The 15,446-nt window shown below is 71.1% G+C and carries 13 protein-coding genes; 10 read left to right on the top strand and 3 right to left on the bottom strand.

The genetic code is table 11. The annotated features are described in order from the left end of the window. Positions 1–23 precede the first annotated feature (23 nt). Positions 24–494: a YbaK/EbsC family protein gene (locus ABGB10_RS07110; RefSeq protein WP_347660045.1), complete on the bottom strand. Its 471-nt coding sequence runs from the start codon at positions 492–494 to the stop codon at positions 24–26. A gap of 93 nt (positions 495–587) precedes the next feature. On the opposite strand from ABGB10_RS07110, the gene ABGB10_RS07105 reads away from it, so the two are divergent. The 9 genes from ABGB10_RS07105 (at position 588) to ABGB10_RS07065 (ending at position 11,946) form a co-directional block, all read left to right on the top strand. After that, a complete protein-coding gene (locus ABGB10_RS07105) occupies positions 588–1,985 on the top strand; it encodes an FAD-binding oxidoreductase (RefSeq protein ID WP_347660044.1) in 1,398 nt (465 codons plus the stop codon). Then, on the top strand, positions 1,982–3,325 hold the full coding sequence (locus ABGB10_RS07100; RefSeq protein WP_347660043.1) for a class I SAM-dependent methyltransferase: 1,344 nt from the start codon (positions 1,982–1,984) through the stop codon (positions 3,323–3,325). Before ABGB10_RS07105 ends, ABGB10_RS07100 begins: the two co-directional genes overlap by 4 nt. A gap of 100 nt (positions 3,326–3,425) precedes the next feature. Then, positions 3,426–3,983 carry a helix-turn-helix domain-containing protein gene (locus tag ABGB10_RS07095; protein WP_347660042.1) on the top strand — a complete coding sequence of 186 codons (558 nt, stop codon included), beginning with the start codon at positions 3,426–3,428 and terminating at the stop codon, positions 3,981–3,983. Then, the gene (locus ABGB10_RS07090; protein WP_347660041.1) at positions 3,976–4,839 is read left to right on the top strand and encodes an SRPBCC family protein; all 864 of its coding nucleotides are present in this window, start codon (positions 3,976–3,978) and stop codon (positions 4,837–4,839) included. The genes ABGB10_RS07095 and ABGB10_RS07090 overlap by 8 nt, the downstream gene beginning before the upstream one ends. Before the next feature lie 209 nt (positions 4,840–5,048). Further along, positions 5,049–5,282, top strand: a complete 234-nt coding sequence (locus ABGB10_RS07085) for a zinc-ribbon domain-containing protein (protein WP_347660040.1) — start codon at positions 5,049–5,051, stop codon at positions 5,280–5,282. A gap of 283 nt (positions 5,283–5,565) precedes the next feature. Continuing rightward, positions 5,566–7,764 (top strand): tachylectin-related carbohydrate-binding protein, encoded by a 2,199-nt coding sequence (locus tag ABGB10_RS07080; protein ID WP_347660039.1) that lies wholly within the window; start codon positions 5,566–5,568, stop codon positions 7,762–7,764. A 189-nt stretch (positions 7,765–7,953) separates the two neighbouring features. Beyond that, positions 7,954–10,275: an EAL domain-containing protein gene (locus ABGB10_RS07075; protein ID WP_347660038.1), complete on the top strand. Its 2,322-nt coding sequence runs from the start codon at positions 7,954–7,956 to the stop codon at positions 10,273–10,275. A 50-nt stretch (positions 10,276–10,325) separates the two neighbouring features. Further along, a complete protein-coding gene (locus ABGB10_RS07070) occupies positions 10,326–11,084 on the top strand; it encodes a MerR family transcriptional regulator (protein WP_347660037.1) in 759 nt (252 codons plus the stop codon). A gap of 91 nt (positions 11,085–11,175) precedes the next feature. After that, on the top strand, positions 11,176–11,946 hold the full coding sequence (locus tag ABGB10_RS07065; protein WP_347660036.1) for a hypothetical protein: 771 nt from the start codon (positions 11,176–11,178) through the stop codon (positions 11,944–11,946). A 7-nt stretch (positions 11,947–11,953) separates the two neighbouring features. On the opposite strand, the gene ABGB10_RS07060 is transcribed toward ABGB10_RS07065, so the two are convergent. Beyond that, a complete protein-coding gene (locus tag ABGB10_RS07060) occupies positions 11,954–13,309 on the bottom strand; it encodes a serine hydrolase (RefSeq protein ID WP_347660035.1) in 1,356 nt (451 codons plus the stop codon). A 159-nt stretch (positions 13,310–13,468) separates the two neighbouring features. Here ABGB10_RS07060 and ABGB10_RS07055 point away from each other — a divergent pair, with 159 nt between their 5' ends. After that, positions 13,469–13,753, top strand: a complete 285-nt coding sequence (locus tag ABGB10_RS07055; protein ID WP_347660034.1) for an antibiotic biosynthesis monooxygenase — start codon at positions 13,469–13,471, stop codon at positions 13,751–13,753. A gap of 22 nt (positions 13,754–13,775) precedes the next feature. On the opposite strand, the gene ABGB10_RS07050 is transcribed toward ABGB10_RS07055, so the two are convergent. Continuing rightward, on the bottom strand, positions 13,776–15,329 hold the full coding sequence (locus ABGB10_RS07050; protein ID WP_347660033.1) for a gluconokinase: 1,554 nt from the start codon (positions 15,327–15,329) through the stop codon (positions 13,776–13,778). Positions 15,330–15,446 lie beyond the last annotated feature (117 nt).

Here is a 15,446-nt window from a genome sequence, read left to right as displayed (position 1 = left end):
CGCGCCACCGACGACGACAGTGCTCAGCGGGTGGGCTGCGGGTCGGTGACGTCGGCCACGGTGGCGTCGAGGGCGGCGATGGCGGCGTCGGCGTCGAGCGCGACGGCGAGGCCACGTTCGCCGGCGCCCAGACTGATCTCGCGGCCGCGCAGCCGTTCGTCGGCGATCACCGGCCAGGCCGTGCTCGCGCCGAACGGGGTGATGGTGCCGCGTTCGTAACCGGTGGCGGCCAGTGCGCCCGCGGCGTCGGGCATGGAGAGTCGCTGCACCCCGAGCAGCGCGCGCAGCTTGGGCCAGGAGATGACCCGGTCGCCGGGGGTGAGCACGAACAGGTGATCGTCGGCACCCCGACGGACCACGATGGTCTTGACCACGTCGGCGACGGCCACGCCCTGGGCCGCGGCGGCCTCCGCGAGGCTGCCGACCTCACCTCGGCTGACCAGCCGATATGGCAGTTGGGCGGCGTCCAGGGCGGTGATCGCTGGCGATGGCATGCCCGCCACGGTAACCGCCGGGCCTCGTGCCGGACGGGAAACTGCCATCGTCGACATCCCACGGTTTCCGAAACGCGAGCGTAAGGTGATCACATGCGCGCTGAGCGTGTGGATCACCCCATTGACCATGATCAAGCGGTGGACACGCTGCGACGGTCGTACGCCGCGGTGCCCACGGGCGAGCCTGTCCGGCTGGCCAAACGCACCTCCAACCTGTTCCGACCCCGGTCCGCTCCCCGGACTCCGGGCCTCGACGTGAGTGCCCTGAACGGCGTGCTGTCGGTCGACCCGACCGGCCGTACCGCCGACGTTCAGGGCATGTGCACGTACGAGGACCTGGTCGACGCGACGCTGCCGCACGGGCTGATGCCGCTGGTGGTGCCGCAGTTGCGCACCATCACGCTGGGCGGCGCGGTGACCGGCCTCGGGATCGAGTCGACGTCGTTCCGCAACGGCCTGCCGCACGAGTCGGTGCGGGAGTTGGACGTGCTCACCGGCTCCGGCGAGATCGTCACCGCCCGACCCGACGGGGAGCACGCCGACCTGTTCACCGCGTTCCCCAACTCGCTGGGCAGCCTCGGGTACGCCACCCGGCTGCGCATCGAGCTGCAACCGGTCGGCCGGTACGTGGCGTTGCGCAACGTCCGGTTCACCCAACTCGAGGCGCTCACCGACGCCATCGCGGAGGTGACCGCCACCCGGTCCTGGGCCGGGGAGCCGGTCGACGCGATGGACGGGGTGATGTTCAGCCCCGGTGAGGCGTACCTGGTGCTCGCCAGGTTCACCGACGCGGCCGATCCGCCCAGCGACTACACCGGCCAGGCGATCTACTACCGGTCACTGCGCCAGCGCACCCGCGACGTGCTCACCGCGTACGACTATCTGTGGCGCTGGGACACCGACTGGTTCTGGTGCTCGGCGGCGTTCGGCGCGCAGCATCCGGTCGTCCGCCGGCTCTGGCCGGCGCGTTACCGGCGCAGCGACTTCTACCACCGGCTGGTCCGGCTCGAACACCGACACCAGGTGGCGGCCCGGATCGACCGGCTGCGCGGGCAGCCGGCCCGGGAGCGTGTCGTGCAGGACGTGGAGATCCCGCTGAACGAGACGGCTGACTTCCTGCGCTGGTTCGCCGGCGCGGTGGGGATGAACCCGGTGTGGCTGTGTCCGTTGCGACTGCGTGAGCCGGCGGGGCCCGGTTCGGCGCGGTCCTGGCCGCTGTATCCGCTCCGGCCTGGGCAGGACTACGTCAACATCGGGTTCTGGGGGAGCGTGCCGATCGCGCCGGGCGCCGCCGACGGCGACGTCAACCGCACGATCGAACGCAGGGTGTCGGAGTCGGGCGGCCACAAGTCGCTCTACTCGGACGCGTACTACGACCGGGACGCCTTCGACCGCCTCTACGGCGGCGACACGTGGCGGGCGGTGAAAGACCGCTACGACCCGGACCACCGGCTGACGGGACTGTACGAAAAGGCGGTAGCACGAGCATGAGCCTGACCGACAGAGATCAAGGGGCGGCGAGCGTTCCCGCCACCCCGCCGGCGGGGGGCCGGCAAACGGGTCCGACCGTGGCGGATGTCGTCCGCGCGGTCACCACGGGACCACTGCCGGTGCGGATCACCGGGTACGACGGCAGCGCCGTCGGCCCGTCGGACGCCGGCATCACCCTGGCGATCCGTTCCGAGCGTGGGCTGTCGTACCTGCTCACCGCCCCTGGCGACCTGGGCATGGCCCGGGCCTACGTCAGTGGTGACCTGGCGTTGCAGGGGGTGCACCCGGGCGACCCGTACGAGGCGTTGCGGGTGCTCAAGGACGAGCTGCGGTTGCGCCCACCGTCGCTGGCCGAGGGGATGGCGCTGGTCCGTGGGCTGGGCTGGGAGCGGTTGATGCCGCCGCCGGCGCCGCCGCAGGAGGCGCAGCCCCGCTGGAAGCGGGTGATGAACGGGCTGCGGCACTCCCGGGTTCGGGACAGCACGGCGATCTCGCACCACTACGACGTCTCCAACGCCTTCTACGAGAAGGTGCTCGGCCCGTCGATGACGTACACCTGCGCGGTTTTCCGGTCTCCCGACGACACGCTGGAGCAGGCCCAGGCGGCCAAGTACGACCTGGTCGCCGGCAAGCTGGCGCTCAAGAAGGGGATGCGGCTGCTGGATGTGGGCTGCGGCTGGGGCGGCATGGTGCGGCACGCCGCACGGGAGTACGGCGTGAAGGCGCTCGGGGTGACCCTGTCGAAGGCGCAGGCGCAGTGGGCGCAGGCGGCGATCGAGCGGGAGGGGTTGGCCGGGCTGGCCGAGGTGCGGCACATGGACTACCGGGACGCGCCGGCGGAGCAGTTCGACGCCATCTCGTCGATCGGGTTGACCGAGCACATCGGGGTGCGCAACTACCCGACCTACTTCGGGGCGTTGCGCAGTCGCCTGCGGCAGGGTGGCCGCCTGCTCAACCACTGCATCACGCGGGCGGACAATCGGGCGCCGCACCGCTCCGGGGCGTTCATCGACCGGTACGTCTTCCCGGACGGCGAGCTGGCCGGTCCGGGCCGCCTGATCAGCGAGGTGCACGACGCCGGGTTCGAGGTGCACCACGAGGAGAACCTGCGCCAGCACTACGCGCTGACGTTGGCCGCCTGGTGTCGCAACCTGGTCGAGCACTGGGACTTCTGCGTGTCCGAGGTGGGCGCGGGCACCGCTCGGGTGTGGGGGCTCTACATGGCCGGGTCGCGGATGGCGTTCGAGCGTAACGGCATCCAACTGCACCAGGTGCTGGCCACGCACAACGGCCCGGACGGGGTGAGCGGCTACCCGCTGCGACCGGACTGGTTGCCCTGATCACTTGCTGACCGTCGCCTGAAGCCGCGTCGAGAAAGTCGGCGCGGCTTCTCGCGAACCGATTGACAAACAAGTTTTGTACGTACAAACTGATTTTGCCATGAGAGACGTCCTGTACCTGGAGCAGATCGAGCAGGCCGAAGTCCTGCTCAAGCCGCAGCGCGTCGAGGTGCTGCGGCAACTGGCCGAACCGCGTACCTGCACCGAGGTCGCGGCCCGACTCGACCAGACGCCGCAGCGCGTCTACTACCACGTCAAGCAGCTCGTCGCGGCCGGCCTGGTCGAGCTGGTCAACGAGCGCAAGGTCCGCGGGATCACCGAGGGCATCTACCAGGCCGCCGCCCGGTCCTACTGGCTGTCCCCCCGCCTCGTCGGCCGGATCGGGCTGCGCAAGGCCCGCGACGAGCTGAGCCTCGGCTACCTGCTCGACCTGATGGAGGAGGTCCAGGCCGACATCGCCGCCCTGGACCGGGCGGCACCCGAGCTGCCCTCGATCGGGGTCTCCGGCGAGATCCGGGTGCCCGTGGAGCAGCGCCAGCAGTTCCTGCACGACCTGCAAACCGCACTTCAGGACCTGTTCACCCGCTACGGCGGCAGCGAGGGAGATGCCTTCAAGCTGGCCGTCGCCTGCTATCCGAAAGGGAACGACAATGAGTGAGCCGATGAAGCTCAAGGCACGTCTCTCCGCGCCCGTCGGGCGCGTCCGCGAGGCCCTCACCGACCCCGCCGAGCTGCGTCTCTGGCTGGCCGAGCACGCCGAGGTCGAGCTGCCCCAGCGGTACGAGTTCTGGGGTCGCTACACGCCCGAGGGTGATGCCCCGCATCAGCGACTGCTGCACGCCGACGACGACACGCTGCGCTTCGGCTGGGTGCTCGACGGGGTGGAGACCACCACCGAGTTCCAGTTGACCGCCGAGAGCGCCGACAGCACCGTGCTGACGCTGACCCAGAGCCACTTCGACTTCGCCGAGGCGATGAGCGGCTCCAGCATCCGGGGCGTGCTCCAGACGTACTGGTCGCTGGCCATCGCCAACCTGGCCGCCCACCTGGAGGGCAAGCCCCTGCTGCCCCGCACCGACTTCACCTCCGCCGACCTGCGGGGCGAGCTGGTCATCGCCGCCCCGGCCGACAAGGTGTGGGAGTCGCTGACCGACTCCGAGCAGGCGAGCGCCTGGTTCGGCTACCCGATCGGCATCGAGCCCTGGGTCGGCGGCCGGTACGCCATGGGCGGCTTCGAGACCGGCTACGCGGCCAAGATCGTCGACCTGGAGCCCGGCCGCCGGATGTCCGTCGACTGGGGACCGACCGGTGTCACGAACTGGGAGCTGGCCGAGTCCAACGGTCGGACCACGCTGACCTTCGTGCAGAGCGGCTTCGACGAGGCCAACCCGCCGTACGGGGCCTGGAGCGGGTCGGTGTCCGGGCTGTTCGAGCTGCGGCGCTTCCACGAGGTGCCGAACTGGCAGCCGATCTGGCTCGCCGCCGAGGTCCCCGGCCTGGAGCCCGCCAACTGAGCCACCGCTAGCCCTCTCGCTCGCCCCTCTCGCTCGCCCCCTCGCCCCGGCCGACGATCACGTCACGCGGGTCCACCACCCCGGCAACATCAGGGAAACTGCTGCCTCAAGCTGTGCGGAGGCAGCAGTTTCCCTGTATCTGAACGGATCTTGGGACCTCACGCGACGGATTCGGTGACTTTTCGGGTTCGAGTGGGTACTGGCGGGCGATGTTCTTCATCTTTGGTCTGCGCACCAGGGTCGACCGGTCCGGTGTCGTGCGGCAGGTGTGTCGACACTGCGGCAACCACGCCGCGCAGGTGATCACGCGCCGGACGACGAAATTCACCCTCTTCTTCATTCCGCTCATCCCGATCCGCACCCGGTACGCGCAGCAGTGCACGTTCTGTGGGGCGGAGTACGAGATCGCCAAGGCCGACGCCCAGCGCCTCCCGGTCGGCTGATCCGTCGATGGAACGCTTTCTCTGCTGGCTGATCGGTCGACCAACGCCCCCGGTCGGCGTGGCGGTGCACACCGTGGCCCGTCCGCCCTGCACCCCTGGCCAGCGCAAACGCCGCCGCGCACGCCGCCCACGGGCCGGCACCACGCTGCCCCGCTCACCCTGGAACCGTTCCGCCGACCGCTGACCGGGGCATCGCGTCGCGCCGCGATCGATTACCGTCGTTCCGTCGACATGCTGATCGCCCAGCCGAGGGCGATCAGGTCGCGGACACGGGGGGGTCCACTTGTCAGCACACCGTGGGCGTCGGTGGGGCGCAGCCCTGCTCGGTGCCACCGTCCTTGCCAGCCTGTTGGGCGGCGGCTCAGCTCAAGCCGTCGCCGGTGCCCAACCGGTCCCGGACGGCAGCTACCGCTTCAACGTCAAAGTCACCTTCGGCGCCGAGCTGGCCTGCTCCGGCGCGCTCGTCGACCAGGACTGGGTGGTGACGGCGAAGAGTTGCTTCGCCACCGGCACGACGCCCGTCGTCGCGGGTCCGCCGAGCCAGCCGAGCAGCGTGCTGGTCGGCCGGACCGACCTCACCGGCACGACCGGTCAGCAGCGCTCCGTGACGTCACTCAAGCCGCACCCGGATCGTGACCTCGTGCTGGTCCGCCTCTCGGAGCCGGTCACCGACGTCGCTCCGGTCACTCTGGCCAGCACCGCGCCGACCACCGAAGAGACGCTCACGGCGACCGGTTACGGCCGGACGGCGACCGAATGGGTTCCGGACCGGCTGCACCAGGGGGCCTTCGCGGTCGACGCCGTCGCGGCGACCACGGTGGCGCTCAGTGGGGCGTCCAGCGGCGCGACCCTGTGCCGAGGCGACGCCGGCGCGCCGGTGTTCCGCGAGAGCGCCGGCGTCGCCACGCTGGTGGCCGTGGTGACGTCCTCGTGGCAGAGGGGCTGCCTCGGCGAGGTCGAGACGCGCGACGGCGCGACCGGCACCCGGGTCGACGACCTCGCCGCCTGGGTCGCCGAGGAGACCGCGGACGTCCAGATCTTCGGCGTGCAGGCCGACGGGCGGCTGACCTACAGCGTCATCGACTCGGCCACCGGTGACCTGCGGGCCAACCGGACCTCCACCGTCGCCCTCGGCTTCGCGCCGAAGGCGATGGCCACGTTGAACGAGAACACGATCCTGATCACCGACACCGGCGGCATCATGTACCGGGTGGACGTCACCGGGTTCGACCCGTTGACCTACACCACCACGAACATCGCCACCGGTTACTCGCCGTACAACCGGATGACCTACGACGGCTACGGCTCGCTCTACTACATCCACGGCACCACCAACCAGCTCTACCGCCGTACGGTCACCAGCGCCAAGCCGACGGGTGCCGACATCAACCGGCCCACCTTCATCTCCACCGGTTTCAGCCAGAAGACCATCACCTCACCAGGGGCTGGCCGGATCCTCGGCACGATCTCCGACGGGCGGCTGCTGTCGTACCGCATCTACGGCAACGGTGACAGCGCGTGGACGGTCGGTGAACTGGCCAAGACCGGTTGGGCCGCGCCGACGCACCTGCTCTCGCCCGGCGGTGGTGTCTACTACGCCCGGAACGCGGCCGGTCGACTGGACCGCTACCGGGACGCCAACCCACTCGACGGCATCGGCACCGACATCGCGGCCTTCCCCAACGACCCGGTCAGCGTGAGCGGGTGGGACCAGGTCCTGCTCTCCGCCCGCCCCTGGGCCGGTGTGGTGTCGGTCTTCGGTGCGAAGCCGGACGGGCGGCTGTCGTACACCGCCATCGACCCGGTGACCGGCGCGAAGCGGGTCACGACGGTGTCGGCGCAGACCCTCGGGTTCTCCCCGAAGGCGATGGCGACGCTCAACTCGGACACGCTGCTGGTGACCAACAACAGCAACCTGTACCGGGTGGACATCACCAGCACCGATCCGCTGACCTTCACCCGCTCGGCTGAGCGCCTCGGCGGCGGGTGGAGCCACGATCGGCTGGTCTACGACGGCTTCGGCTCGCTGTTCGGCCAGGCCGGCAGTGTCCTGCGGCGGTACACGGTGACGAAGGCCAAGCCGGCCAACGCGACGACCGACATCACCAACAACACGGTGGTCATCGAGAGTGGTCTCGGAGTGCCCACGCTGGCCGCCACCGGCAAGGGCCGACTGCTCGCGACGACGAACGCGGGCGTCCTGGCCGCGTACACGATCGATCCGGAGGGTGGTTGGAGCCGTGAGGATCCGGCCAGCAGCGGCTGGGGTGGCGTCACGTCGCTCTTCTCGCCCGGTGGCGGGCACTACTACCGCCGCGACGCGAGCGGCGTGGTGACCGGCTGGTTGGACACCAGCCCGTACAACGGCAGCGGCACCGACCTCACGGCGTACGTCCCCGCCGGCACGTCGAGCACCGGTTGGGATGCCCTGCTCTCCGCGAAGCCGTACGACTCGTGGCCGGACAGCACCCGCCGCTGGTGACGCGCTGACCAGCGAGACGCAGTGACGGTGCGGGCCGCCCGGCGACGGGCGGTCCGCACCTTTCGTCATCGGCAGGCCTGCCGTTCGGCTATGGCGGGTCATCCGGGTGCTGGCTAGGCTTTGCGAGGTTTGCCGGCACCGGTCCTCAGCGTCGAGGGTGCACCACGAGAGAGAGCCGAAGCGTTCGCCGTGTCACCGCAGGACGTGAGCCAGGCCGTCGTGGTGTCGACCTCGTCGGCACCGCCCACGCGTCCCGACCCCGCCGACCGACGCGCGTTCGCCGCGTCCCGGACGAGCCGGTTCGGTCTGCTCCTCGCCGGCACGGTTCTGGCCGTGGAGGCGGCCTGGCTGGTCGCCGCCCTGCCGGGTGCCGCGCTCGTCAGTGACCTGGGCGCGATGGTGGTGGCCGGTTGGGCGACCGTCGCCTGCGTCGGCGTGGCCCGTCGCCATCCGGCTCCGCTGCGGCGGTTCTGGACTCTGCTCGCCGTCACCATGGCGCTCGCCGCGCTGGGCCGGGCGATCTGGACGGCCCAGCGGCTCGTCGGCGGCGACCTGCCGCACACGCCGGTGGTCTGGGTGGTCTTCACCGCCGGCATCCTCACCGGTACGGCCGCGTTGCTCAACGCGCCGTCGGCTCCCCGCACGGCGGTGGGGAGGGCCCGCACCCTGCTGGACGGGGTGATCGTCGCCCTGGCCCTGGTGCCGATGGCCTGGGTGCTGGTCTACCGCGGGGTCGCCGCCGCCGAGTTGGTCGACCCGGCGCGCACGCTGGGGCTGCTCTACCCGATGTTCGACCTGATGCAGCTCACCATCCTGGTCGCGGTGTCCGGCCCGGCCCGTCCGATGTGGCAGCCGATGAGCCTGCTCGCGGGGAGCCTCACCCTGCGGGTCGTCGCCGACGTCGTCTACGTGTCGCTGGTCGCGCGTGCCGACTACTCCGCCGGTCACCCGATCGACCTGTGCTGGCCGCTGAGCTACCTGCTGATCGGCCTGGCCACCCGGAAGCCGCCGCCGCCGGACTGCGACGGCACCGACGACACCGCCGAGTCGCCGCTGCCGCCCTGGTGGCGGGGGGCGTTGCCGTACCTGCCGGTGGGCGGGGCGATCATCGCGGTGGTGCTGGCCCGTCGGCCCACCGGGCAGACCCCGCAGCTGGTGTTCGTGACCATGATGGTGTTGCTCGCGGCCCTCGCCGCACGGCAGGGGTTGGCCGCCAACGAGAACCTGCGGCTGGTGGCCCGGCTGCGCCGACTCGCGTACGGCGACCAGCTCACCGGGCTGCCCAACCGGCTGCTGTTCAACAGGCGGCTGCGCCTGGCCCTGCGCGACGGGCGTCCGGTGGCCGTGCTGCTGCTCGACCTGGACGGCTTCAAGCAGGTCAACGACCGGTTCGGGCACGCTACCGGTGACACCCTGCTGACCGGGCTGGCGGCTCGGATGCGGGCTGCCGTGAACGGCGACGGGACGATCGCCCGGCTCGGCGGTGACGAGTTCGCCGTGCTTGTCGACGGCGACCGTCCCGTCTCACCGGAACGACTCGCCGAACGGCTGCTGGACGCGCTGCGGCCGTCCGACGACGAGGAGGACGTCGGGGTGCACCCGTCCGCGAGCATCGGCATCGCGGAGTTCGGTCCGCAGCACGCCTCGCACACCGATCTGCTGCGCGACGCCGACATCGCCATGTACGCGGCGAAGGCGGCCGGGAAGTCCGCGTACCGGACGTGCACGCCGGCGCTGCGCGAGTCGGCCGTGTCCCGCGCCGAGCTGATCGCCGACCTGCGCCGCGCGGTGGACGAGAATCAGCTGCACCTGGAGTTCCAGCCCATCGTCGACCTGGGCACCGGCGCGGTCCGTAGCGCCGAGGCGTTGGTGCGGTGGCGGCATCCCCGGCTGGGGATGCTGCCGCCGGCGAAGTTCCTGCCGTTGGCCGAGGAGACCGGGCTGATCCTGCCGATCGACCGCTGGGTGATCCACGAGGCGTGCCAGGCCGCCGCCACCTGGCGGGGCCGGGCGCCGGAGGCGACCGTCGCGGTGAACATCGCCGCGGCGCACCTGCGCCGCCCGGATCTGATCGCCACGGTCACCTCGGCGGTCAGCGCCGCCGGGCTGGCACCGCGGGCGTTGACCCTGGAGTTGACCGAGTCGGCGCTGATCGAGGGCACCGAGACGGTGCTGGAACGACTGCACCAGCTCCGGGAGTTGGGCATCAAGATCGCCATCGACGACTTCGGCACCGGGTACTCGTCGCTGAGCTACCTGCACCGCATCCCGGCCACCGAGTTGAAGATCGACCGGTCGTTCGTGGCCCGGTTGGGCACCGACGACCGGGCGTACGCCACGGTGGAGATGGTCACCCGACTGGCCGGCGCGTTCGACCTGGCGGTGGTCGCCGAGGGGGTGGAGACCGAGCGTCAGCACGAGGCGGTCGCCGCGATCGGTTGCCCGCGCGGTCAGGGCTATCTGTACGGGCGGCCGGACGTCCCCGCCATGGTGGGCCAGAATCGGGCTTGACCCTGACGTAGCGGCAGGCGGGAGCCTGGTTCCCGGAAGGGAGGGGAACCATGGCGTACACGGTGGGTCAGGTGGCGAAGGTCGCCGGCGTGACGGTGCGGACGCTGCATCACTACGACGAGATCGGGCTGCTCTCGCCGAGCGGGCGGACCTCGGCCGGTTACCGCCGCTACGACGACGCGGACCTGCAGCGGTTACAGCTCGTCCTGTACTACCGGGAGCTGGGTTTCCCACTGGAGGAGATCGCCGCCATCATCGACGACCCGGCGGCCGATCCGGCCGCGCACCTGCGCCGCCAGCACGAGCTGCTGACGGGACGGGTCAAGCGGTTGCAGGAGATGGTCACGGCGATCGAGTTCGCGATGGAGGCGAGCAAGTTGAACATCCAACTCACCCCGGAGGAGCGGTTCGAGGTCTTCGGCGACTTCAACCCCGAGGAGCACGAGGCCGAGGCCGAGCAGCGCTGGGGCGACACCGACGCGTACCGGGAGTCGAACCGGCGAGTGTCGCGCTACACGAAGGACGACTGGCTGCGGATCAAGGCGGAGAACGAGGACTGGGGCCGGCGGATCGTCGCGTTAATGGCCTCGGGCGCACCGGCGGACAGCCCGGAGGCGATGGAGCTGGCCGAGGAGCACCGGCAGATTATCGGCCGTTGGTTCTACGAGTGCTCGTACGAGGTGCAGACCGGGTTGGCCGACATGTACATGGCTGACGAGCGGTTCACCAGGCACTACGAGAACGTCGCCCCGGGGCTGGCGGCGTACCTGCACGAGGCGATCCACGCCAACGCGATCAGCCGCGCGTGACGAGGGGCGGTCCGGCTAGTCTGGCCGGACCGCACCGCGGTGAGCGTCGATCGGCGACCGGCCGGTGGCGTGCCGCTCGGGGGAGATGACCGTGCAGAAGCCGAAGCTGATCGCCGCTGTCGCCGTGCTCGGGGTGGCGGTCGGCGTCGGTGCGTGGGCGCTGGTCGCCGGCGGCGACGAGCCGCACCCGGGTCGCCCGGCGGCGTCGGCGGGCCCCACCGACCCGGTCGGTGTGCTGAAGGCCGCCGCCGCCAAGGCCGACGAACAGCCGTACAAGCTGACCGTGGGCACCGGCGGCGCGGACGGCGACGCCACGGTGCTGCTCTGGGACCCGACGGCGAAACGCGGTCTGGAGACCACGTCGCTGAAGGTGCCCACCGGCGTGGTGAAGATCGAGCGGTTGACCACCGGCTCGGACGTGTACGTGCGGGTCACCGCCCCGGACCGCCGCGTGCCGGTCTGGGACGGCAAGACCTGGTGGCACGTCGGCACGCCGAGCGCGCCGGCGGCCAAGCAGGGCCTGGACAACACCCGGCTGGCCAGCACGCTGGGCAGCCCGGCGGGGGTCCGGCAGACCGCCGCGCGGGAGTACGCCGGCACTCTGGACCTGCGCGAGAGCAGCGCGGTGCTGGGCAGCGGGGTCAGCACGGTGCTCGGTGACCGGGCCGGGGCGGTGCCGTTCACCGCGTCCGTCGACGAGCAGGGGCGGTTGGTCCGCTACCGCATCGAGTTGGCCAGCGAGCAGTCGCAGACGGCGCAGCTCGACCTGACGTACTCGGACTTCGGGCTGGCGGTGTCGGCCGACCCGCCGGCGGCCGACCTGGTCGGCGAGGACCCGCCGGCGAACATCCCCGGCGCCTGACGCCGGCTCACTCCTCGACCGCCCCGTCGACGGGGGTGACCAGGAAGTCGTAGACGGTGCGGGCCATCCGGCGGACCGTCTCGTCGCCGGTGGCCATCGGTCCGGCGGTGAGGAACGCGACGGCGGTCTCGGTGCCGGGGATCAGGTAGTAGCCGACGTCGTGTGAGGCGTCCGGCAGGTCACCGGTCTTGTGGGCCACCGGCACCCCGGGTGGCAACGCGGCCGGGATCTTCGTGTTCAGGGTCTGTTCCCGCATGAACCCGATCATCAGGTCGCGGGAGGCGGGGGTGAGGATCTCGCCGTCCCAGACCGCGCCGAGCAGGGACACCACGTCGTCCGGGCTGGTGTAGTTCTCCTCGCCGCGTTGCGCCGCCGCGCTGTCGAGCATCCGGCGGGCCAGGATGGTGGACCGTTGGTTCATCGAGTCGATCAGCGCGTTGACCGGGGCGAACCCACCCAGGTAGGTGATCAGCACGTTCGCGGCCACGTTGTCGCTGTACTTGATCAGGTACTGGGCGAGCCGGCGCAGGGTGACCACCTGCGGGAACGTCTCGAACTGCAGCTGGCCGGTGCCACCGACCACGTCCTCCGGGGTGACCAGCACCCCGTCGTCGAGAAACACCTGTCCACAGTCGACCCGGCGCAGCAGCTCGACGAGGATCCACAGTTTGATCACGCTTGCCGCCTTGGGGCGCAGTGATCCGTTGACGGCGATCTGCTGGTCGCCGTAGCGGCCGGACAGGTCGCGGACGGTGACCCCCGCCGGGTTGAGGCTCGCGTCGGCGACGACCCGGGCGAGCTGCCCGCTGAGCGGGAACAGTCGGACTCCGGCGACCGGGTCGGTGGGCGGCTGCGGGCTGGTGACCACCACGCCGGTCAGCGTCGTCGGCGGGCGGTGCCGTTGGATCACCTCGAGCGTGCCCTCGCTGCGCCCGACCAGTGGCACCCGGTAGCGGTAGGCCGTCCCTCCGATGACGACCGCCCCGCTGGCCACCCCGGCGGCGACCCGCATGTTCGGGTCGGCGACCCGGCCGGTGTCGCCGTCGCAGGCGCGGTAGCGAACTGTGTGCCCGAGCGAGTCCACCGCGAACACCCCGCCGGAAAACGACAACCAGGACACCTCGCTGGTCGGCGCCCGCTCCGGCGTGGGGTCGAGCCCGGGCTCGTGGCCCTCGCTCTCCCCGTACCCCGGCTGGGTCTGCTGCGCCGGGTCCGCGACGGGCCCGTGGTCCGGGCCGTCCGCGGTCGCCGGCCCGGTCGTCGCGACCACGGCGAGCGCGACCGTCGCCGTCAGCCACTTCAGGGGTACGCGGACAGGGCCCCGCAGCAGGGAAGATGAGCACTTCTTGTCGCTTTTTCTCACGTTTGCACGATATGAAACGCTGGATGCGATTGAGGTATCCGGGACTGGTGTCACCCGTCCGGGCGGCGATGCTCCCCGCAGCGACATACCTCAGAGGTATGAATGTGACCCTGCGGTATCAGCCGCATCAGTAGCACCCCCGACCCCGAGGGAGTGGTCATGTTGATAATCGCTGGCAGTCTGCGCGTCGAACCTGAGGCGCGCGACGGATATCTCGCCGACTGCGCAGAGGTCATCGCGCAGGCGCGCGGCACCGCCGGCTGTCTCGACTTCCTGCTCGCGGCCGACCCGTTGGAGCCGGGACGGATCCACGTCTACGAACGCTGGGAGTCCGCGGAGCAGTTGGCCGCGTTCCGTGGCTCCGGGCCGAGTGACCCACAGGGAGCGAAGATCCTCGACGCCGACGTGCAGCGCTACCTGATCTCCGGGGTCGAGGCGCCCTGACCGGGAGCGCGCCGGCAACTTGTCACATCGGTGGTCGGGCCGAGGGTTCCGGTTCGGCGGGCAGGCCGGGCGCCATCCGGCGGAGCGAGGTGAAGGCGGGCACCAGGGCGTCGTACAGCTCGGCGAAGAGTGGCAGCAGCCCGGCGTAGGTGGCGGCGGCAGCCGGGTCGGGACGGACCGTCTCCTCGATCCGCACCAGTTCGGCGGCGACGTCGATGCTGGGGATCAGCCCGAGCGCCTCCATGCCGAGCAGCGCCGCGCCGAAGCTCGACCCCTCGTGCGCCGCCGGGAAGCTCACCGGCATGCCGAGCACGTCGGCGAGCATCTGCCGCCACAGGCCGCTGCGGGCGAAGCCGCCGCCGGCCCGGATCTCGCGGACCTCGTTGCCGGCCGCCCGCACCGAGCTGAGCACCAGTGCGAGTTGCTGGCAGACCCCCTCCAGGGCAGCTCGGATCAGATGCTCGCGGCGGTGCCCGTGGGTTAGCCCCACGTACGCGCCGCGGGGCAGGGCGCTCCAGTGTGGGGCCCGTTCGCTGTGCAGGTACGGCAGCATGATGAGCCCGCCCGAGCCGGCCGGCGCACGGGCGGCGAGGGCGACCAGGTCCTCCTCCGAGTGCTCGCCCAGATCCGGGGCGAGTGCCGCGCCAGCCCACTTGAGCACGATGCCGCCGTTGTTGATGGCACCCCCGACCGCCCAGCGTTGCTCGGTCAGCGCGTAGCAGAACACCCCACCGAGCGGGTCCACGCCGGGCCGCTCGACCATCACGCGCATCGCGCCGCTGGTGCCGATCGAGCAGGCGACCATGCCGGGGTGCACCGCGCCCAGGCCCAGGTTCGCCAGCGGCCCGTCGCCGGCGCCGACCACCACCGGGGTGCGCTGCGGCAGGCCGGTCTCGGCCGCGGCCTGCGGCGTGAGGGTGGGCAGTACGGCGGTCGTGGCGACCAGTCGGGGGAGTTTGTCGGCGGTGATCCCGGCGATGCCCAGCGCCTCGCTGTCCCACTCCAACGTGTGGATGTCCAGCAGGCCGGTGGCCGACGCGATCGAGTGGTCGGTGACCAGCGCGTCGCAGAGCCGCAGCAGCACCCAGTCCTTGATGCCCACCCAGTGCGCGACGCTCTCGAAGAGCTTCGGCTCCTGCTCGGCGAACCAGAGCAGCTTGGGCAGCGGTGACATCGGGTGCATCGGCGTGCCGGTGCGCCGGTGCAGGGCCAGCCCGGACGGCACCGCCCGCAACCGCTCGGCCTGCCGCGTCGACCGCGAGTCGGCCCAGGTCACCGACGGCGTCAGCGGATTGCCGTCCGAATCCAGCCCGATCAGGCTGTGCATGGCGGAGCTGAACGACAGCCCGGCCACCGGCTGGACCAGCTCGGCCACGACGATGCTGATCGACCTCAGCACCGCGTCGAGGATGAGTCGGGGATCCTGCTCGGCGTAGCCGGGTTGCGGGTTGTCCAGTGGGTAGCCGAGCGAGTGGCTGCCGAGCTGCTTCCCGTCGGTGTCGTACGCGACGGCCTTGGTGCTGGTGGTGCCGATGTCGACCCCGATCACGACCCCCGGCAAGGTGGCTGGCGGCACGACCGTCACCCCCTCGGAAAACGTGAACGCCGGCACCAGTATCGCCCTATCGTGCGAGATGCTCCGCCGATCGGGTATTTTGCCCGTTTCGGCGTGTCCGAGCGCCACGCCGCTGCG

This window comes from Micromonospora sp. B9E7 (assembly GCF_039871815.1).
In the GTDB taxonomy this organism is placed as follows: domain Bacteria; phylum Actinomycetota; class Actinomycetes; order Mycobacteriales; family Micromonosporaceae; genus Micromonospora.
The sequence above is the reverse complement of the archived record's forward strand: the minus strand, read 5'-3'. Positions and strand labels throughout refer to the sequence as shown.

Bases quoted from the DNA above. Each gene is read 5' to 3' on its own strand.
- ABGB10_RS07110 (WP_347660045.1), bottom strand. From the start codon at position 494: ATGCCATCGCCAGCGATCACCGCCCTGGACGCCGCCCAACTGCCATAT.
- ABGB10_RS07105 (WP_347660044.1), top strand. From the start codon at position 588: ATGCGCGCTGAGCGTGTGGATCACCCCATTGACCATGATCAAGCGGTG.
- ABGB10_RS07100 (WP_347660043.1), top strand. From the start codon at position 1,982: ATGAGCCTGACCGACAGAGATCAAGGGGCGGCGAGCGTTCCCGCCACC.
- ABGB10_RS07095 (WP_347660042.1), top strand. From the start codon at position 3,426: ATGAGAGACGTCCTGTACCTGGAGCAGATCGAGCAGGCCGAAGTCCTG.
- ABGB10_RS07090 (WP_347660041.1), top strand. From the start codon at position 3,976: ATGAGTGAGCCGATGAAGCTCAAGGCACGTCTCTCCGCGCCCGTCGGG.
- ABGB10_RS07085 (WP_347660040.1), top strand. From the start codon at position 5,049: ATGTTCTTCATCTTTGGTCTGCGCACCAGGGTCGACCGGTCCGGTGTC.
- ABGB10_RS07070 (WP_347660037.1), top strand. From the start codon at position 10,326: ATGGCGTACACGGTGGGTCAGGTGGCGAAGGTCGCCGGCGTGACGGTG.
- ABGB10_RS07055 (WP_347660034.1), top strand. From the start codon at position 13,469: ATGTTGATAATCGCTGGCAGTCTGCGCGTCGAACCTGAGGCGCGCGAC.